This window comes from Flavobacterium cauense R2A-7 (genome assembly GCF_000498475.1).
Lineage (GTDB): Bacteria > Bacteroidota > Bacteroidia > Flavobacteriales > Flavobacteriaceae > Flavobacterium > Flavobacterium cauense.
The window spans coordinates 258,160-277,838 of the sequence record NZ_AVBI01000014.1 but is presented as its reverse complement, the minus strand read 5'-3'; the positions used below and the strand labels follow the sequence as shown (position 1 = coordinate 277,838).

The window sequence follows — 19,679 nt, the reverse complement described above, 5'->3', positions numbered from 1 at the left end:
TCAAAAATACTAATTTTTTTGATGAATTTAAATCCGAAACCCGAAACAAATGACTTACGAAGGCGTACTCACGAAAATGCAAACCGAATTCGGAAACCCAATTCAGTATTATCTGGTTTTTGAAAACAGTTTTTTAAACATTAATCAACTGTTAAACAAAGAATTGGAAATTACTTTTCAAGGCTACCAATGCTTGAATTGCGGAAAGAAAAAGAAAATTTTCCGTCAGGGATTTTGTTACGATTGTTTCATGTCGAGTGCCGCAGCCGGCGACTGGATCATGAAACCGGAATTGAGTACCGCCCATTTAGACATTGAAGACCGCGATTTGGATTACGAAAAACGCGTACAGCTGCAACCTCATATTGTTTATTTGGCTTTGTCCAGCGAAGTGAAAGTCGGCGTAACCCGAAAAACACAGGTTCCCACACGATGGATTGATCAGGGCGCCATTCAGGCCGTACCGATTGTGGAAGTGCCGAATCGCTATCTGGCGGGCATTACTGAAGTCGCTTTGAAAAATCATTTCGCTGATAAAACGAATTGGCAAAAAATGCTCAAAAATGATGTCCCGAATGTCGATTTACTTTCTGAAAGAAACCGTTTAGGCGAGCTTATCCCGGAAGAAGTGCAACCGTATTTCGCCGCTTCTCCAGAAAAAATATACGACTTAGTCTACCCAGTTTTACAGTATCCTAAAAAAGTAACCAGTTTAAATTTGGATAAAACCCCTAATTTCTCAGGAAAACTTTCTGGCGTAAAAGGACAATACCTCATCTTCGAAGACGGCACGGTTTTTAATGTCCGTACTTTTGAAGGTTATATCGTAAAAATCAATTTATCATAAAAAAAGCCCCTTAATTGGGGCTTTTATTTTTATGGTGTTGTTGTTGGCTTCGGTTCTTCTTTTTTCTTCTTCCCGAACAAATCTTTAATTGCGTTCGTTGCGGCACTTTTCACCTCATCTTTCACTTTTGGTGCAGTGGTTTTGGTTGTATCTTTTGGCGTCGTAGTTCCCGAACCGTTTGTTTTCGGACCACCGAACAAGCCACCTAAAGCCGACGTGCCCTGATTCAACAACTTATCTTTCTGATATTTTACCAATTGCATTGTTACATTGGTTACCGCTTGTTTTGTATCGGTTGTGATTTTCGGGCTTTTGAAATTCCCTGTCATCGTAGCATTTACGGGAACGTTATCCAGTTTCCCTTGCTCTGCCGGAGTCAATTTCGCTAACAGCTTACCAACTTCCGGGCCTAAATATTTCGCCGGCACATCAAATTTCAAATTGTAATTCATGGTTTGATCAAAACCATGGGTTCCGCCAACTGTTACTTTAACATCCTGATATTTCAAGTCGATTGGTTTTACCGTTACCCGACCGTTTTCAAACGACAAGGCAGCTTTTACATCGTTTAAATTCAACTTGTTCACATCGATAAACTTCACATTGGAAGACAACGAAGAAAGCAATTGTGAATTGTTCGCATTCACAGTGGTAGAAAGCAATTGTCCCAATAAACTTCCGGAAAGCGTTTTAAGATCCGGTGTCATTTCCATGGCATCCAGATTACCGGAAAGATTGATGGTGGAATTCAGTTTACCATTAATTACACCCGCAATAGGCGCAATGGATTTCAACATGTCCAATTGGGTAAACGATTTGGCAATATCCACTTTATTCAATCCCAAATTCATTTTAAAGGTTGGCACTTTCCCTTTTGTAGAAACCACACCATCCATACCAATCTGACCGTCGAAAATACTGGTTTTCATGTTTTGCAGCGTTACTGCCTGATCGCGGATAATCATTTTTCCGGAAACGTCTTTTAGAGTCAAATTATCATAAACCACCGTATTTGCTTTTGCTGTAACGGCACAATCCAAAAACGCAGGAATTTTAACCGCTTCTTTTTTAGCTGTTCCTTCTTTAGTCGTTGTAGTAGTCGGCGCCATGAAATCGGAAACCAAAAACTGGTTCGAATTCATATTGAAATTGGCTTTCAGAATTTGGTTTTTGAATACAAATCCGTAGAAATTATCTAAAGTACCTGTAACCTGCATATCTGATTTCCCGGTTTTCAAATCCAATTGGTTCAGACGGATCTGATTCGGATTAAACGCTACAACTGCCTGGGAAATCTGAACCGGTTTTGCCATTTCAGGACCAGTATAATTAAATCCGGTAAGCGATATGTTTCCGGAATTCTGTATGTTCTGATACTGACTCGTTTCTACCGATTTCATATCGAATTTGGTTACCACATCGGCTTTTAAAATTCCCGATAAAGGTTTGTCCATTTTTACCGGATAAGCCTTGGTTACGTTCGCAAGGTTGATTACCCCTTTTAATTCGGCATTCACCAACGCGTTTTCGGCGATGTTTCTGATGTTCGCTTTGGCATTGAAAACGTCCTGATCGATTCGGAACGACAATTTGTCCAGATTCACATACGTATCGTTCATTAAACCGGTTTCGTTGATGATTTTCGTATCAATATGGATATCCTGTACCGATTTCGGTAAATCCGGATATTGGAAAGAAGCATTATTGGACGCAATGGCGATGTTGAATTTCGGAATGGTCGTATCAGTCAGTTCACCGTTTACCGTTCCGTCTACTTTAAATTCACCAGTTGTTTTTACGGTATTGATATTTCCGGCATACGCTTGAGGTACTAGACCCAAAAAGTTTTTGAAATCGGAAGTTGGTGTTTTGAATTTCAAGTCGTACACCTGACCTTTCTCCACCATCTGAATGAATCCGTCGAATTCCAACGGCAATTGGTTAATCAAGGCTTTGTTATCACGGAACGTATATTTTTGGTTCTTCATGTCGATTCCCAAAACCGCATCCAAAGACAAAGCTACATTTTTCATGTAATTCATCTTATCCATATCTAAGGTTAGCTTTGCGGTCGATTTGGTTTTTAAATCCAATTTTTCTTCGGCAAAATTTCCGGTTCCTTCATGATTCAGACTATCGATTACCATTTTGATTTTCGATTTCTCATCAATATAACGGAAACGCAGGTTTTCAACCGAATACTGCTGAATGTTCATGGCAAACGGTTTGCTCTCCGATTTGTCTTCCGGCTTGTCGTCTTTTAAAGCGATGTCGAAATTCCCTAAGCCGTCTTTGTTGAAAATGATATTCACCAAGCCGTCTTTCGAAGAGAAACCTTCGATATTCATTGCTTCGCCTTCTCCTTTGAAAAGTTCTTTCACCGACATTTTCAGGTTAATTTCTCCCGCATAAAGCAGCGTATCCCCTTCAAACGGTGCTTTCCCGATAATGCTCAGTTTGTCAATCGTAACGCTGGCATTGGGGAAATTTTTAAACAAACTCAGCCCAACATCTTCAAAAGCTACTTTGGCATCTACATTTTCGTTGATGGTTTTGGCAATCAACTCTTTTATTTTGTCTTTAAACAAAAAAGGGGCAGCTGCCAACACAATGATGATGACCAACAATGAAATCCCTGTAATCTTTAAAACTTTCTTTACCATATCTGGAACTATTTATCTTACGAAATTACTACAAAAATCAAACCAACTTATTAATGAAAACATAAATAAGTTGGTTTAGTATAAAAATAATTTAGATGAAGTTTATTTGATGCTCAGCTCAAATGGCATAATCACTTGGGTTCCGCGACGTTCGTTCACTTTTCGGATGCGTTCCAAAACCTGATAATTTTCGGCTCCGATTTGCTCTTTAATTAATGTTTCTTTTGATTGGAACATGGAAATTCCGGAGAAACCGCGCAACAAATCCTCAAACGTTTTTTCGTATTCCGGATAATTTTCGGTACGGTATTCTTTCACTTTTGCCAAAGTAGCCGCATGTTTGATGGCCATATCCATACCGCCTATTTTATCTACCAAACCTAATTTCAGTGCATCGGAACCGGTCCAAACCCTTCCTTGCGCCACTTCATTTACTTGTGCTACAGTCATTTTTCGTCCGGCAGCAACGCGTTTCAGGAAGATATTGTAGATATTCTCGATACTTTCCGTTACATATCCTTTAAAATTTTCATCGATCGGTTCAAAAACACTGTAACCGCTCGCATTTTTATGGGTGCGCACCTGCTCGGCATTAATCCCGATTTTGGTCGCCAACGGATGGAAATTCGGCAATGCACCAAAAACTCCTATGGAACCCGTAATCGTGTTCGGCTCTGCAAAAATCGTATTGGCATTACACGAAATATAATACCCGCCGGATGCTGCTAAATTCCCCATGGAAACCACTACCGGTTTTACTTTTTTGGTCAGTTCGATTTCCCTCCAGATTAACTCTGAAGTTAAGGCACTTCCTCCGGGAGAATCTACACGTAATACCACTGCTTTTACTTTTTCATCGTTTCGGGCTTCTTCCAGTGAACGGCGCATCGAACCTTCTCCGATATACGTCACATCACCTTCTCCGGATTTGATTTCACCCTGCGCATAAATGATGGCGATTTTATCTTTTTTGGAATAATCCGTATTCGTTTTAGCCACTTTATCGGCATAATCCAGAATACTCACCTTATTGTATTTTTCGTTTTTCTCCACCTTCAAGGCTTTACGGATGGCGTTATGGTATTCATCTTCGTAAGCAATTTTATCGATTAAGTGTTTTTGTTTGGCCAGTTCCGGAGTTCTTGCACCCAATGAATTGGCAATGGAATTCAAGCTGTCTACTGATATTTTTCGGCTTTTGGAAATATCCGAAACCACCGAGTTCCAGATGGAGTTCAGTAAAACCGTCATTTGTTCGCGGTTGGCAGGACTCATTTCATTCTCTAAAAATGGTTCTACGGCACTTTTATATTTTCCGTGGCGAATCACTTCCATTTTCACACCCGACTTGTCCTCAAAATCTTTAAAAAACAAAATTTCAGACGACAATCCTTTAAAATCCAGTTCTCCCACCGGATTCAGATAAATCGAATCGGCCACCGAATTCAGGTAATAATCCTTTTGCGTAAGTGCGTTTGCGTAAGCCACTACAAATTTTCCGGATTTCTTAAACTCTTCCAGTTTGCGTCTGATTTCTTTGCTTTGTGCCATGCCCAGCATCGACTCGTTGTTCAGAATCGAAATTCCTTTGATATCGTCATCGGTTTTTGCCACTTCAATAGCATTCAGAATATCCGAAACGCCGTCGTGTTTGGTTTCAAAATAATCAAAATCGGTAAACTTAAATTGTCCGCCATAATCATTGGTAACCTCTTTCAAATCCAATTCGATAACCGAATTCTCTTTCACCCTCACATGGTCATCCCCTCCGAAAAGCGCACCCATAAGGATAACTCCGAAGAAAAGAATCATAAAAAAAACAAACAATCCTACGATTGTAGCCAGTACATTTCCTAAAAATTTCATTCTGTATAGTTTAGTGAATAAGTAGTCAAAATGTTAAAATTGTTACAGTTGGAGGGAAAAAATAAGTTATCAACACTTACCATAAATATTCTGAAATTCTGAAATTCATTTCGTTATTTTGTCGAATGGACCGTCAGCATCAAGTAGTTTTATCGTTAGGGAGCAATCAGGGAAATCGTCTGGAGAACATTCAGACCTGTATCGCCTTGATCCACAAAAACATAGGCACGATCCTTCGCGTTTCAAAACTTTACGAAACACCTGCATGGGGTTTTGAAAGTGACGCTTTTTACAATTGTACCATCCTGCTCCACACTGCTTTTTCAGCCGAAAAAATTCTGAGTAAAATTCTGGAAACCGAGAAACAACTTGGTCGCATTCGCACAGAACAGCAAGGCTATCAGGCACGGGTGATTGACATTGACATCATCGCTTTTGATGAAATTATGATGGAAACCGAAACGCTTCACATTCCGCACCCGCAAATGCACAACCGTTTGTTTGTTTTGTTGCCGATGCAGGATTTAGGTTACGATTGGAAACATCCGAAAAACAACAAATCAATTACCGAACTGATTAAAGACACAGAAGACAAAAGCGATTGTGTAGTCGTTGGAACGTTGAAAGCTCCTTTAGAAAATTTCAATTTACAGCAATACAATTACATTGCTATCGAAGGGAATATCGGTGCCGGAAAAACGACTTTATCGGCTAAAATTTCAGACGATTTTAATGCAAAATTGGTTTTGGAACGTTTTGCGGATAATCCGTTTCTGCCGAAATTCTACAAAGATCAAAACCGTTATGCTTTTCCGCTGGAAATGTCTTTTTTGGCCGACCGTTACCAGCAATTATCCGATGATTTGGCACAATTTGATTTGTTCAAAGACTTCATCGTGGCCGATTATCATATTTTCAAATCGCTGATTTTTGCAAAAGTTACCTTGGCTGAAGACGAATACCGTTTGTACAAAACCATGTTTGATATCATTTACAAAGAAATGCCTAAACCGGATTTGTATGTGTATTTGTACCAAAACACAGAACGCTTATTAAGTCAGATCAAACAGCGTGGTCGTTCATACGAACAGGAAATTCCGGCAGAATATCTGGAAAAAATCAACCAAGGCTATTTGGATTATATCAAAACCCAAACCGACCTGAACATTCTGATTATCGATGTTTCGGATATGGATTTCGTGGAGAATCAGGAAGACTACTTAAAAATTCTTGAACTGATCAATACTAAATAACGTTCTGATTTGTCATTTTCTGAAACAAATCCCAGATAACGATTCCGGCACTCACCGAAATATTCAGGGAATGTTTGGTACCCAACTGCGGAATTTCGATTACACCATTGCTTGCATGAATCGCTTCCTGAGCAACACCTTTCACTTCGTTTCCGAAAACCAAAGCATATTTCTGATGTTCTTCAATCTGAAACTCATTCAGCATCACTGAATTTTCAACCTGCTCAATGGCATAAACGGCAACCTTTTCGCTTTTAAGTTTTTCGATAACTTCCAAAACGTCTTTGGCATATTCCCACACTACGGTTTCCGTCGCACCTAAAGCCGTTTTATGAATTTCTTTATTGGGAGGCGTGGCCGTAATACCGCACAGGTAGATTTTTTCAATCAGAAATGCATCAGCCGTACGGAACACTGAACCGATATTATGCAGGCTTCGGATATCGTCTAAAACCACAATCAAAGGTGTTTTATCGGCTTGTTTGAATTCTTCTACGTTTTTACGTTCCAGTTCGGCATTGGTAAGTTTTCTCATGATAGTGCATTAAAAAAGCCTCCAAAATTAAACATTTTGAAGGCTTCCTGAATTATTATTTTTCAAAAATTAGCTTTTCACTTCTTGCGTTTTCGCTGCAGGCGCTTTTACATCCCCTTTAATTGTTAATGTTTTTGGCGTAGCAGATGCATTGGAAGTTACCGTTACTGTTTTTGTAAAAGGACCTACTCTGTTTGTGTCGTATTTTACCTTAATCACCGCTTTTGCACCTGGAGCAATTGGCTCTTTAGGAGCATCCGGCACCGTACAACCACAAGATCCTGTTGCACTCATGATAATTAATGGCTTATTACCATTGTTTGTGAATGCAAATTCTCTTTGTCCGTCTGCATTTTGATCAATCGTTCCGTAATCAATCGTTTCGTTTTCAAAAACCATTCCCGGTCCTTCAACTGCAGGTAATGCCCCTTTTTTAGTTTTCTTTGCTTTCTTTGCTTTTTTTACTTCTGTTTTCACTTTAGTAGTAGAAGCAATTTCCTGAGCGTTCGCAGCGGTAATTCCGAAAACGAAAAACGCACTTAATAGTAATATTTTTTTCATAACCTTTTGTTTTTAAACATTTAAAAAGCAAATCTATTAAAAAAATACATCGGGTTCGTTATTTCTGAGTGTTTTTTAATTAATTTTTAAGAAATGAATCCCAGCCCTCTAAAACACTAACATTCAAAAACAAGCACCTGATTACCAACAAGCTAAATCAAAACATATTAAGCAAAAATGACATGCCTTTTCATTTTCGTTACAAATTTCACAAATTAACAGAAATCACAAAAGCACAACCTTCGAAATCCCCAAGTAAAATTATCTGTTAAAACCTGACTAATACACCTTCTTAACCATTCCGGTCTTACTGTCCTGCTTTCCGGAGTCTTCCATCAACTTTTTCACCTCGTCCTCAATCTGCAAACGTGCTTCTTCCATTGTGTACCTTTTGTCCGATGTCAGTTTTGGTTTTTCAATAAAAAATGGTTTTTCGGACATTTCAACCTTTTCCAGCGCTATTTCAATTTGTCCGTATTCCATCTTCACAATCAGTCCGGGAAGTCCGTCAAATTTTTCCGGACCGCTCTTTATTGGAATTGCATCCGTGAACCATGCCGTAAAACTATACCCCTTCCAATTTGAAACTGCTTTTCGACACGGATAGCTTTTCACCTGCTTTACTGTGTCGGTTATCTTCCAATCCATTTTTAAAAGTTCGTCAACTCCCTGAAAAGTCTCATTCGCAAAATTAAAACGGTACAGCATTTGATTTTTCAGCAGGTCTTTATAAAAAAACAAATCATACGGATCTTTAAACGCATTTGGAGAAATCATTACATTGGAATTAGTTGCTTTTTTCATTTTTTCAGCGAAAGGATTGTTCGTATTCACATCTTCGTAAATCGAAATCCCATCTGCATATTTCAGCACAAACTTATGTTCCTCTTTAGCCAGTTCTCTTTTGTGTTCTTTTATATCTTCCGGAAAATCTACCATACTTTTCTCATCCAAAATTCTCTTTTGAACATAGGTAATTATGTAATGCTGGGAAAAAACATTTCCGGAGAATAACAAAAAAGACAATATGACAAGCATTTTTTTCATGGCCAATTTCTTAACAAATAGTTTACGAAATTAAGTTAATGCAAAAAGAAAGATCAATTTAAAATCATAATCTTTTCACAAAAATCTTCGTGTATATTTGCAAACAAACCCGTTATCATGTCAGCAAAAGAAAAAGCGCCGAAAGAAACCCCGTTAATGAAGCAATACAACGAGATAAAAAACAAATATCCCGATGCCTGTTTATTGTTCCGTGTAGGTGATTTTTACGAAACTTTTGGAGAAGATGCTGTTCGTGCTGCCGGAATATTGGGCATTACCTTAACCAAACGCGGTGCCGGATCGGAAACGGAAACCGCATTAGCAGGATTTCCGCACCATTCCATCAACACCTATTTACCTAAATTGGTTAAAGCCGGACTTCGCGTGGCGATTTGCGACCAATTGGAAGATCCGAAAATGACCAAAACCATCGTAAAACGAGGCGTAACCGAATTGGTCACTCCCGGCGTAGCGATGAACGATGAAGTATTGCATTCCAAATCGAATAACTTTTTGGCTTCTATTCACTTCGGTAAAAAAAACATCGGTGTTGCCTTTTTGGATGTTTCCACCGGAGAATTTTTAACCGCGCAAGGCAACGAAGAATATATTGACAAACTGTTGCAGAACTTTAACCCGAGTGAGGTTCTGGTTCAGAAACACTATAAAAATCAGTTCAAAGACAGTTTCGGAGAAGATTTTCATTCGTTCTTTCTGGAAGATTGGATTTACAAAGAAGATTACGCTTTTGAACGATTGACCAATCATTTTCAGACGAATTCTTTAAAAGGGTTCGGAATTGAAGAATTGCAGGAAGGCATTATTGCTTCCGGAGCGATTTTATATTATTTATCCGAAACACAACACAATAAAATACAACACATTACCAACATTCATCGTATTGCGGAAGACGCTTACGTTTGGATGGATAAATTCACGATTCGCAATTTAGAGTTGTACCACAGCTATAACCCGAATGCCGTAACCTTATTGGATGTGATTGACCGGACGCTTTCACCGATGGGAAGTCGTCTATTAAAACGCTGGCTGGCCTTACCTTTAAAAGATGCCAAAAAAATTCAGGGCCGACATGAAGTCGTGGAGTATCTGAAAGCCAACAAAGAAGTACTGCAGAACATACAATACCAGATCAAACAAATTTCCGATCTGGAGCGTTTGATTTCGAAAATTGCAACCGGAAAAGTGAGTCCGCGTGAAGTGGTTTATTTATGCCAATCACTGGACGCTATTATTCCAATAAAAACGCAGGCGCTGGAAAGTACTAATGATGCTTTGAAAACCATTGGCGACAGTTTGCATTCCTGCGATTTATTGCGTGAAAAAATCAAAACCACTTTGAATCCGGATGCGCCCGTAGCCATTAATAAAGGAAATGCGATTGCCAAAGGAATTCACGAAGAATTGGACGAATTGCGTTCCATCGCCTTCTCCGGAAAAGAATATCTGGAAGCTATGGAAGCCCGTGAAAGTGAAAAAACAGGTATTCCGTCATTAAAAATATCCTTCAATAATGTTTTCGGGTATTATATTGAAATCCGAAACACACACAAAGACAAAGTTCCTGCCGAATGGATTCGTAAACAAACCTTAGTGAATGCCGAGCGATACATTACCGAAGAACTCAAAGAATACGAAACCAAAATCCTGGGTGCCGAAGAGAAAATTTACAAACTCGAATCCCAACTTTTTGAAGAATTGGTATTGTGGATTGCTTTATACATCAAACCGGTGCAACTAAATGCGAATTTAGTAGCCCAACTCGACTGTTTGTGTTCCTTCACGCAATTGGCTATCGAGAACAATTATGTGCGTCCGGAAATCGATGACAGTTTCGAATTGGACATCAAAAACGGTCGTCATCCCGTGATTGAAAAACAATTGCCGGTTGGCGTTCCTTATATTGCCAACGATGTTTTTCTGGACACTGAAACCCAGCAGATTATTATGATTACCGGTCCTAACATGTCGGGTAAATCGGCCATATTGCGCCAAACTGCTTTAATTGTTCTGTTGGCACAGATGGGAAGTTTTGTTCCGGCAGAAAATGTTCGCATGGGCATTGTTGACAAAATCTTTACCCGTGTGGGCGCAAGCGACAACATTTCGATGGGCGAATCGACCTTTATGGTGGAGATGAATGAAACCGCTTCCATTTTGAACAACATTTCGAACCGAAGTTTGGTCTTATTGGATGAAATCGGACGCGGAACCTCGACTTATGACGGAATTTCGATTGCGTGGGCGATTGCCGAATACCTGCACGAGCATCCGAACCGACCAAAAACACTTTTTGCCACGCATTATCACGAGTTGAATGAAATGGAAGTGACTTTTGAGCGTGTACAAAACTTTAATGTATCCGTAAAAGAATTAAAAGACACGGTGCTTTTTATCCGAAAACTGATTAAAGGCGGAAGTGCGCACAGCTTTGGTATCCATGTGGCGAAAATGGCCGGCATGCCTCAAACGGTTATTCTGAAAGCACAAAAACTACTTAAGAAATTAGAAAAAGACCATTCCAGTGAAGCTTTGGCCGGAACCAAATCCGACAAAGAGGAAATGCAGTTGAGTATTTTTAATTTGGACGATCCGCTTTTGGAAGAAATCAAAGAAGAAATCATCAATTTAGACATCAACACCTTAACACCGGTGGAAGCTTTGATGAAACTGAATGAAATCAAGCGTATGTTGACTAAAAAATAATCACTTTGTAACACAAACGTTATCAAAGAATTAAAAAAAAGTTTGTTTTTTTTCACCACAAACACTTGCAAAATTAAATTTATGTGCTACATTTGCACTCGCAATACGAAACAAGTACTGCAGTTCTTTTAAAATCTGATTATGCGAAAATAGCTCAGTTGGTAGAGCGCAACCTTGCCAAGGTTGAGGTCGCGGGTTCGAACCCCGTTTTTCGCTCAAACCAATTATAATGCTCGAGTGGTGGAATTGGTAGACACGCTGGACTTAAAATCCAGTGGACATTAGTCCGTGCGGGTTCAAGTCCCGCCTTGAGTACAAAAGCTTCAAATGTAAATTTGAAGCTTTTTTTATGCCCTTTTTTATCTTGTTATAAATATAACAATTGATTTTTCAATTGTTATATTACCGTTAAACGATTTTTTGTGCGTTTTAACGATTTTTTAATGATACTATAATATAAGGAGTACTTTTGCACTCGATTTTAGATTATTAAAAGTAAATCAACCAAAAACAAAAATAAATCGTAAAAAATGAGAACAAAAGTTCTGTTACTAGTTACACTTATTTCCTTTTCTTTTACTGCTTTTTCACAAGGGGGTCAAAACAAAAAACACACCAGTAAAGTTTTAACCGCATCCAAAATGGAAACAACCGGGTTGAACTTCATCACGAATGACGCCGGAATCAACACTGAACTTTCAGAAGTGGGCACTACTTTTTTCATGGACAAATATTTGGTATTATCCAACAAAAAAAGAGGTTTTGCCAGAGTTACCGTTGACACCAACACTAACACTCCAAACAACAACTTGTTCTGCGTTAACGTAGACAAATATGGAAACCTTTCCTACCCTATCGTTTTCTCAAAATTATTGGACGGTGAAACCAACGAAGGCGGAGTAGCTTTTTCACCTGACCAAAAAACGATCTATATCACAAGAGCCAAAGCTAACAATGCTAAACAATACACTATTTTCAAAGCTACTTTGGATTTGGAAATTAAAGGATACTGGAAAGATTTACAAGAATTAAGCATCAACAACGAAAACTATTCTATTGAAACCCCTTCGGTTTCGGTTGACGGGAAGAAAATGTATTTTTCATCCGATATGCCCGGTGGTTTTGGAGGTTATGATATTTATGTTGCCGATGTCCTTGCAGACGGAACTATTGAAAATCCAATCAACTTAGGCCCAACAGTAAATTCTGCTAAAAACGAGAAATACCCATACACTTCGGGAAGATACATCTATTTCTCCTCAGAAGGCCATGAAAACTACGGCGGATACGACATCTTCAGAGCATCGTTAACCGAAAACGGCATCACAAACCGTTCGAACATGGGAAACACTCTAAATACGATTAATGACGAAGTAGCCTTCATTTTGAGCGGAAAAGACAAAGGCTACATCTCTTCCAACAAAAACAGCGACAAAGAAGACTTCAACGTGTATAAATTTGAGTTGACTCACATTGCACAAAACTTAAGTGCGACTGTTGTGGAAATCAAATCAAAAACAGCGTTGCCTAACGCAAAAGTGATCATCAAAAACGAATTCGGTGACGTAATCAAAAACACCACTTCGGATGAAAACGGAAGAATCGCTTTAGCTGTAGAACCGTTGACACAATATGCAATCACCACTGAAAAAGACGGATACGATGTTAACCTATCCAATTTCAAAGCCTGGAGCAATGCGAACAGCAACTACAGCGAAGTAATCGCAATGAATCAAACCAAAGCAGAAATCATTGACAACGCTATCGTGATCGAAAACATCTATTTCGATTTCAACAAAGCGTCGGTTAAGAAAGAATCCGAACTATCGTTAAACAAAATTGTTGAAGTTCTGAACACGAAACCGGAAATGAAAATTACCATCAACGCACACACCGATGCAAAAGGTTCGGATACATACAACATGAATTTATCAAACAAACGTGCAAAAGCGGCTTATACTTATTTGATCAGCAAAGGAATTCCAGCTGAACGATTAGAATACAAAGGATTTGGAGAATCGCAATTGAAATTCAACTGTGGTGCTAAATGTACCGAAGAACAAGACAGCAAAAACAGAAGAATTGAATTCATTATCCAATAACCTTATGAAAAAAATAATTTACTGCGCCATGATTACCTCAACCGTTCTACTGACTTCCTGCTCAAGCGGTTGGAACTGCAAAGCGCGCTATGTTAAATCTGACACGACGAAAAAGAACGAAACGCACCGCGTTGCCTAAATAAAAAGTCCCGAATATCATCGGGACTTTTATATTTTTGCAGGCTTTTATACCAAACACCGTATATGGGAACTTTCGCAATCAGCAAAAAAGAGAACGGACTAATCAAATTCGAATTTAATTCCCGAAAAGGAAAAACGCTTTTAACCAGCCAGAGTTACAAAAGCAAAGACGAATGCGAGAAAGATATTTTGTTTTTAAAGGAACGCATCGAAAATGTTTCCTTTTTAAAATTTAAAACGCCAGCGGGAAAGTTTTTTTTCAAACTAATCCACAACGGACACATTCATGGCATCAGCAGAAAATTCACTACCGAATTACTTTTAGCCAAAGGACTCGATGAAATGCAAAACAGCTTTACGGATTCTGAAATTTTGGATTTCTCCGAAGATATCTTTTTCGATTAAGACAAAAAAAATCCCGAACTATTGCTCGGGATTTTATATTTAAGAAGCTGCCTGCAAACGCTGCAACAAATTTTTACTCAGCGAATGTTCTGCATAATCCTTATCAATATACAGTGTCGTTTCATCCGAACTTGGCAAATCGTACATCGCATCGGTTAAAATAGCCTCACACAACGAACGCAATCCACGGGCGCCTAATTTGTACTCTAAGGCTTTGTCTACAATAAAATCCAGCGCATCATCCGAAATGGAGAATTCCACCTCATCCATAGCGAAAAGTTTTTTGTATTGTTTCACCAAAGCGTTTTTAGGTTCAGTCAGAATCGCACGCAATGTTGCTTTGTCCAAAGGATCCATGTGGGTTAACACCGGAAGACGACCGATTATTTCAGGAATCAATCCGAAGTCCTTAATGTCTTTCGGGATGATGTATTGTAATAAATTATCTTTATCGATGGCATCAGCACTTTTAGAAGTACCGTAACCAACCGCCTGACGGTTCAGACGCTTGGAGATGATGCGCTCAACACCATCAAAAGCACCTCCGGCAATAAACAGAATGTTCTGCGTATTTACCTCAACGAATTTCTGATCCGGATGTTTACGACCTCCTTTTGGCGGCACATTTACCACAGTTCCTTCCAACAACTTCAACAATGCCTGTTGCACGCCTTCTCCAGAAACATCTCTTGTTATCGATGGATTATCACTCTTACGGGCAATTTTATCAATCTCGTCGATGAAAACGATACCACGTTCGGCTTTGGCCACATCGTAATCGGCTGCCTGTAACAATCGGGTTAAAATACTTTCCACATCTTCCCCTACGTATCCGGCCTCGGTTAAAACCGTTGCGTCTACAATAGCCAAAGGCACGTTTAGCATTTTGGCAATCGTTTTGGCTACCAAAGTTTTTCCGGTACCGGTTTGCCCCACCATTATGATGTTACTTTTTTCGATTTCCACCTCATCGTCCAATTGCTTTTGCAACAAACGTTTGTAGTGGTTGTAAACCGCAACCGACATTACTTTTTTAGTCTGATCCTGCCCGATTACGTATTGATCCAAAAAGGCTCGGATTTCTTTTGGTTTACTCAATACCAAATCGGCAAGCAAACCGGAATTTCCGCTTTGTTTTAATTCTTCCAACACGATACCGTGTGCCTGCTCAATACACTTATCGCAAATGTGCGCATTGATTCCGGCAATCAGTAAATTGGTTTCTGGCTTTTTCCTTCCACAAAAAGAACACTCTAATACTTCTTTAGCCATTTTATTTTTTTTGTTGCAAAGTTACAAAGTCCAAAGCCGATTTCACGAGCTTTAACTTCTCACTCTCAATTATTTAACTTCTTCTCAACACTTCATCGATCATACCGTATTCTTTGGCTTCATCGGATTTCATCCAATAATCCCTTTCGCTGTCCTTAAACACCTTATCGTAAGGTTGTTTGGAATGGTGCGAAATAATCTGATACAATTCTTCTTTTAGTTTCAACATTTCTCTCAGGTTGATTTCCATGTCGGTAGCAACTCCTTGTGCCCCACCGGACGGCTGGTGAATCATTACACGCGAATGTGGTAATGCGGAACGTTTTCCTTCTGCTCCTGCACACAATAAAACCGCTCCCATGGAAGCCGCCATACCAGTACAAATAGTAGCCACATCCGGTTTCACGAACTGCATCGTGTCGTAAATTCCCAAACCGGCATAAACACTTCCTCCCGGAGAGTTGATGTAAATACTGATATCTTTGGAAGCATCCACACTTTCCAGGAACAACAATTGCGCCTGAATAATGTTTGCCACATAATCATCCACACCCGTACCCATAAAAATAATTCTGTCCATCATTAAACGGGAGAATACATCCATAGAGGCTACGTTTAATTGGCGTTCTTCAATAATATACGGAGTCATACTGCCTACGATTTTATCATAGTACATGCTGTTTACTCCGTGATGCTTGGTGGCATATTTTTTAAATTCTTTTCCGTAGTTCATAGGGTAAGCTTTTTAGTTTGTAAAGTTAAAAAAAGCGTCAAACAAAATGTCTGACGCTCAAATATACTTATTTTTTACGAAAAATTATTCTCCGTACATTTCTTTAATAAAGTCTTGATAAGAAACTTCTTTAGACTTTGCAGAAACCTTCTCTTTGAACAGGTTCACCATCTTCTCGCTCATGATTTGCTCTGAAAGACGTTTTACTTCGTCTTGATTCGATAAAACTCTTGCCACGATTCCGTCAACATCAGCATCGGTAGGATTCATTTGACCGAACTGAGCCATTTGTTTTTTGATTAATTCCGAAGTAAAGGCTTTTAGTTCTTCGAAAGTCGTCTGTAAATTATTTTCTACGATTACTTTACCTTCGATTAACTGATAACGCAATCCGTTTTCCGATTTTGCGTATTCCTCTTCCGCCTGCTCCGGAGTCAATGGAGTCTCACCAACGGTTTGAATCCATTTTTTAAGGAATGCTGCCGGCAAATCGAATTTTGTGTTTTCGATTAAGAATTCAGTAACATCATTTAAGAATTTTTGATCGGCCTGAGAAGCGAATTGTTGCTCTGCATCTTCTTTGATTTTAGCTTTCACTTCTTCCACAGAAGTTACATTTCCTTCTCCGAATAATTTATCGAACAACTCTTGGTTTAATTCTGCTTTTTCGGAAGTATTGATTTCTTCGATAGTAAAGTTCACTTCGATATCCAAACCGTGAACGTTATCGTGATCTACTTTCAGGTAATCCATTAATTTATGATCATCATCAAAAAGACCTTTTGTTCCTAAAGTCACCACATCTCCTACCTTTTTACCGATGAATTTTTTCGCATCGGTTTTTCTTTTGAAGATATCAAGAGTGATGTTTACGGTATTGTTGATGCCGTTTTCTTCGTTTGTGAAAGTTCCTCTCAAATCGTCACCTTCTTCTACTTTATCTTTTGAAACCAGTTTCCCGAATTGCTTTTGGATACGCTCTACTTGCTCATCCAACATTTTATCGTCGGCAACAATCGTGTATTTTGTGATTTTGTTTTTCGCGGTCAAATCCACTTTGAATTCCGGTGCCAAACCTAATTCGAACTCAAAAGTATAGTTATCGGCATCCCAGTTAAAATCTTCAGTGATTTTTGGAAGCGGATTTCCTAAAATATCCAATTTTTCTTCAACTAAATAGTTGTTTAATGAACTTTGCAACAATTTGTTAACCTCATCCAGAAGAACCGCTTTACCGTATTGTTTCTGAATCAGACTCATTGGTACCGCCCCTTTTCTAAATCCAGGAATGCTGGCATTTTTACGATAATCTGCTAAAATTTTTTCTACCTGACCTGCATAATCTTCTTTAGTAACTTCAACAGTTACAATCGCATTTAATGCATCTACATTGCTTCTTGTAATATTCATTATTTTGATTTTTTTACATACTAAAATTGGGTTGCAAAATTATATATTTTTTACAACCCAACCAAGTTTTTAACCTATTGTATTTCAATTGGCTAAAAAAACAATTGCTTTTATCCTTAATCTTTTACAAAAAGATTGAGAATCCACTGACTTAACGATAAAACCACACTAAAAACAAAGGCATTCAGAAACGTATCCACGCGGAATTCATCGATAAAATAATCCGCCAACAAGACCATTCCTGCATTGATTATTAAAAGAAATAATCCCAAAGTCAGCATCGTAATTGGCAACGTAAAGAAAACCAGTACCGGTTTTAAAAAAGTATTCAACAATGCCAAGACAACCGAAACAACTAAAGCAGTTTTAATAGTATCCACATGGATTCCCGGAAGGAAGTTTGCCAACACCACGATTAAGATTGTGGTTAGTAAAAGTCGGACAAGTAAATTTTTCATAATGATTGTATTAATGCATAAAAATAAAAAAAGCGCCGAAAATTCAGCGCTTTTTTATGAAAATATTATTTCTTAGTTAGACCCCAGAATGGTAACTCCAGGGAAACCACCAACTTCATAAATTGGTAATTTTGCTTTATAATGCATATTAATCACCTTAATGATTTCATTTGCAATAACCGCATATCCTCTAGGATTAGGGTGTACACCATCTAAAGAGAACAATACTGTACTAATGTTAGATGTTCCGGCAAAATAGTTTGCAGTATAAATCTGACCATCTTCTAATCTTAAACCGGAAACCAAACGATTCATAATTGCATTCATGTCTGCAACAGCCAAACCTTTTGAAGCTGCTATAGCGCGAATTGCATTATTGTATTCCGTCGTAGCATCTGCGATAGCTGTTTTTTCAGTCGGGATCAAGATGTGTTTGTCTTCCAACGGATAAGTAATACCGTATTTATCTAACGGTGCAGGAACTCCTACTGGAGCAGTACCGATTGCTGATCTTGTAGTCAAAAGTACTAAATCCTGAGCTGTAGCTTGTCTTGCCTGACCAAAAACAGAACCGTAAAAAGCAGCTGTAGGCGCACCAAGTGACGGTGTAAATGCTGCTGTTAATTGAGCTGATAAATTTGTCAACGACTCATCTTTAATCAATAATGGATTACCTCCAGTAGTAGACAATAGGTTAATTCTACTTCCAGCTCCAAAAGCAGTCAACGCTTGTTTTAACGGACCGTACAATTGTGCATTTAATTGAGCGATTGTAGCATCACCTACGGCTGTATTTCCACCACCCAAAACACTTGACGTTAATGGATTATAAGGAACTGTAGTAAAGAAAGGAATTGCAGTTACACTTGGAACTGTCGCAACTACCCCTTTAGCACCATTTGAAGTAAGCGTATTTACGATTGAAGAGTATACACTGGCAAAAACATTAGTATTTGTAATATCATTACCACCGTAAGTAGACGGGTCTAAATTCCCAGTTACGTTATGATCCACACCTACACCACCGGAAGTAGCGAAAGCCAACACATCATTAGCACCAATCCAGTTAGTAAAAAATGTTGGGTTTTTAGACATCGCATCACCCAATACCGTTGCTGTTGGTGACGTTGCATGACGCACGAAATAAGGATTTGCCTGTCCTAAAGCTACTCCTGCCAAATTTCCGTAGCCAGGCGCTAACAAATGGAACGACTTAGCTCCTGGAACCCCCATGTTATTATAGGCTTTTGCCTGAAGATTTGAAACCTCGATTGTTGGAGTTCCTGCAATAGGCTCCGGTCCTCCAGCAGAAAAATCGATTACCAATCTTGTTCCGGCAATCTGCATACCGCCTAAAGTAAGCCCACCAAGATTGTTCACATCATCTGCATACGAAGGCTGTTCAAAAGCCCCACCTCCTACAACCGCAAATTTTTGTGCCAATAAGTTAGGATACGAATACATCTGTCCGCCACGGGAAACCGTTCCGTCCATATAACCTGCCGTTAGGGAATTCCCAACTGCCACATAAGTCGAAAAGTCAGCCTCTCCTGCAGAGTAGGAAGCATTTGTTACTTCATTTTCAAATTCAGGTTCACAAGAAGCAAACCCTAACGCTGCCAAAACAGCAAAATATATAAATTTATTTTTCATCATGATTTC

At 38.9% G+C, this 19,679-nt stretch carries 15 protein-coding genes and 2 tRNA genes; 7 read left to right on the top strand and 10 right to left on the bottom strand.

Annotation, left to right across the window (positions count from 1 at the left end; translation table 11 throughout):
• Nucleotides 1–49 precede the first annotated feature (49 nt).
• Complete coding sequence (locus tag FCR2A7T_RS07370; protein ID WP_023570654.1) at nt 50–847, top strand: DUF2797 domain-containing protein; 798 nt, start codon at nt 50–52, stop codon at nt 845–847.
• Between the two features lie 29 nt (nt 848–876).
• Here the strand turns inward: FCR2A7T_RS07370 and FCR2A7T_RS07365 are convergent, their stop codons facing one another.
• Both FCR2A7T_RS07365 and sppA read right to left on the bottom strand, forming a co-directional pair.
• Nucleotides 877–3,510, bottom strand: coding sequence for an AsmA-like C-terminal region-containing protein (locus tag FCR2A7T_RS07365; RefSeq protein ID WP_023570653.1), 2,634 nt, complete (start codon nt 3,508–3,510; stop codon nt 877–879).
• Nucleotides 3,511–3,612: 102 nt separating this feature from the next.
• The gene (gene sppA, locus FCR2A7T_RS07360; RefSeq protein WP_023570652.1) at nt 3,613–5,376 is read right to left on the bottom strand and encodes a signal peptide peptidase SppA; all 1,764 of its coding nucleotides are present in this window, start codon (nt 5,374–5,376) and stop codon (nt 3,613–3,615) included.
• Nucleotides 5,377–5,501: 125 nt separating this feature from the next.
• Here sppA and folK point away from each other — a divergent pair, with 125 nt between their 5' ends.
• The gene (folK, locus tag FCR2A7T_RS07355; protein WP_023570651.1) at nt 5,502–6,629 is read left to right on the top strand and encodes a 2-amino-4-hydroxy-6-hydroxymethyldihydropteridine diphosphokinase; all 1,128 of its coding nucleotides are present in this window, start codon (nt 5,502–5,504) and stop codon (nt 6,627–6,629) included.
• Here folK and FCR2A7T_RS07350 read toward each other — a convergent pair.
• From FCR2A7T_RS07350 to FCR2A7T_RS07340, 3 genes are all read right to left on the bottom strand, one after another.
• Nucleotides 6,622–7,164 (bottom strand): RNA methyltransferase, encoded by a 543-nt coding sequence (locus FCR2A7T_RS07350; protein ID WP_023570650.1) that lies wholly within the window; start codon nt 7,162–7,164, stop codon nt 6,622–6,624. The two genes, folK and FCR2A7T_RS07350, sit on opposite strands and share 8 nt — an antisense overlap.
• A 69-nt stretch (nt 7,165–7,233) precedes the next feature.
• Entirely contained in the window at nt 7,234–7,725 is a 492-nt protein-coding gene (locus FCR2A7T_RS07345; protein ID WP_023570649.1) for a DUF1573 domain-containing protein, read from the bottom strand.
• 279 nt (nt 7,726–8,004) lie between these two features.
• The gene (locus tag FCR2A7T_RS07340) at nt 8,005–8,772 is read right to left on the bottom strand and encodes a GLPGLI family protein (protein WP_023570648.1); all 768 of its coding nucleotides are present in this window, start codon (nt 8,770–8,772) and stop codon (nt 8,005–8,007) included.
• Nucleotides 8,773–8,889: 117 nt separating this feature from the next.
• Between FCR2A7T_RS07340 and mutS the strand changes: the two genes are divergently transcribed.
• The 5 genes from mutS (at nt 8,890) to FCR2A7T_RS07315 (ending at nt 14,144) form a co-directional block, all read left to right on the top strand.
• Nucleotides 8,890–11,496, top strand: coding sequence for a DNA mismatch repair protein MutS (mutS, locus tag FCR2A7T_RS07335; protein ID WP_023570647.1), 2,607 nt, complete (start codon nt 8,890–8,892; stop codon nt 11,494–11,496).
• Between the two features lie 143 nt (nt 11,497–11,639).
• Nucleotides 11,640–11,712 (top strand) — tRNA-Gly (locus FCR2A7T_RS07330).
• Between the two features lie 15 nt (nt 11,713–11,727).
• Nucleotides 11,728–11,811 (top strand) — tRNA-Leu (locus FCR2A7T_RS07325).
• Between the two features lie 215 nt (nt 11,812–12,026).
• Nucleotides 12,027–13,598, top strand: a complete 1,572-nt coding sequence (locus FCR2A7T_RS07320) for an OmpA family protein (RefSeq protein WP_023570646.1) — start codon at nt 12,027–12,029, stop codon at nt 13,596–13,598.
• A 204-nt stretch (nt 13,599–13,802) separates the two neighbouring features.
• The gene (locus FCR2A7T_RS07315; RefSeq protein WP_023570645.1) at nt 13,803–14,144 is read left to right on the top strand and encodes a hypothetical protein; all 342 of its coding nucleotides are present in this window, start codon (nt 13,803–13,805) and stop codon (nt 14,142–14,144) included.
• 39 nt (nt 14,145–14,183) lie between these two features.
• On the opposite strand, the gene clpX is transcribed toward FCR2A7T_RS07315, so the two are convergent.
• The 5 genes from clpX to FCR2A7T_RS07290 form a co-directional block, all read right to left on the bottom strand.
• The gene (gene clpX, locus FCR2A7T_RS07310) at nt 14,184–15,416 is read right to left on the bottom strand and encodes an ATP-dependent Clp protease ATP-binding subunit ClpX (RefSeq protein WP_023570644.1); all 1,233 of its coding nucleotides are present in this window, start codon (nt 15,414–15,416) and stop codon (nt 14,184–14,186) included.
• Nucleotides 15,417–15,489: 73 nt separating this feature from the next.
• Entirely contained in the window at nt 15,490–16,149 is a 660-nt protein-coding gene (gene clpP, locus FCR2A7T_RS07305) for an ATP-dependent Clp endopeptidase proteolytic subunit ClpP (protein WP_023570643.1), read from the bottom strand.
• A gap of 84 nt (nt 16,150–16,233) precedes the next feature.
• Complete coding sequence (gene tig / locus FCR2A7T_RS07300; protein WP_023570642.1) at nt 16,234–17,559, bottom strand: trigger factor; 1,326 nt, start codon at nt 17,557–17,559, stop codon at nt 16,234–16,236.
• Nucleotides 17,560–17,675: 116 nt separating this feature from the next.
• A complete protein-coding gene (locus tag FCR2A7T_RS07295; protein ID WP_023570641.1) occupies nt 17,676–18,017 on the bottom strand; it encodes a phage holin family protein in 342 nt (113 codons plus the stop codon).
• A gap of 72 nt (nt 18,018–18,089) precedes the next feature.
• Nucleotides 18,090–19,670, bottom strand: a complete 1,581-nt coding sequence (locus FCR2A7T_RS07290; RefSeq protein WP_035117836.1) for an SGNH/GDSL hydrolase family protein — start codon at nt 19,668–19,670, stop codon at nt 18,090–18,092.
• Nucleotides 19,671–19,679 lie beyond the last annotated feature (9 nt).

Excerpts from the sequence above, each read along its gene's own strand:
- FCR2A7T_RS07370 (WP_023570654.1), top strand. The coding sequence starts at position 50 with ATGACTTACGAAGGCGTACTCACGAAAATGCAAACCGAATTCGGAAAC.
- FCR2A7T_RS07365 (WP_023570653.1), bottom strand. The coding sequence starts at position 3,510 with ATGGTAAAGAAAGTTTTAAAGATTACAGGGATTTCATTGTTGGTCATC.
- sppA (WP_023570652.1), bottom strand. The coding sequence starts at position 5,376 with ATGAAATTTTTAGGAAATGTACTGGCTACAATCGTAGGATTGTTTGTT.
- folK (WP_023570651.1), top strand. The coding sequence starts at position 5,502 with ATGGACCGTCAGCATCAAGTAGTTTTATCGTTAGGGAGCAATCAGGGA.
- FCR2A7T_RS07350 (WP_023570650.1), bottom strand. The coding sequence starts at position 7,164 with ATGAGAAAACTTACCAATGCCGAACTGGAACGTAAAAACGTAGAAGAA.
- FCR2A7T_RS07345 (WP_023570649.1), bottom strand. The coding sequence starts at position 7,725 with ATGAAAAAAATATTACTATTAAGTGCGTTTTTCGTTTTCGGAATTACC.
- FCR2A7T_RS07340 (WP_023570648.1), bottom strand. The coding sequence starts at position 8,772 with ATGAAAAAAATGCTTGTCATATTGTCTTTTTTGTTATTCTCCGGAAAT.
- mutS (WP_023570647.1), top strand. The coding sequence starts at position 8,890 with ATGTCAGCAAAAGAAAAAGCGCCGAAAGAAACCCCGTTAATGAAGCAA.
- FCR2A7T_RS07320 (WP_023570646.1), top strand. The coding sequence starts at position 12,027 with ATGAGAACAAAAGTTCTGTTACTAGTTACACTTATTTCCTTTTCTTTT.
- FCR2A7T_RS07315 (WP_023570645.1), top strand. The coding sequence starts at position 13,803 with ATGGGAACTTTCGCAATCAGCAAAAAAGAGAACGGACTAATCAAATTC.
- clpX (WP_023570644.1), bottom strand. The coding sequence starts at position 15,416 with ATGGCTAAAGAAGTATTAGAGTGTTCTTTTTGTGGAAGGAAAAAGCCA.
- clpP (WP_023570643.1), bottom strand. The coding sequence starts at position 16,149 with ATGAACTACGGAAAAGAATTTAAAAAATATGCCACCAAGCATCACGGA.
- tig (WP_023570642.1), bottom strand. The coding sequence starts at position 17,559 with ATGAATATTACAAGAAGCAATGTAGATGCATTAAATGCGATTGTAACT.
- FCR2A7T_RS07295 (WP_023570641.1), bottom strand. The coding sequence starts at position 18,017 with ATGAAAAATTTACTTGTCCGACTTTTACTAACCACAATCTTAATCGTG.
- FCR2A7T_RS07290 (WP_035117836.1), bottom strand. The coding sequence starts at position 19,670 with ATGAAAAATAAATTTATATATTTTGCTGTTTTGGCAGCGTTAGGGTTT.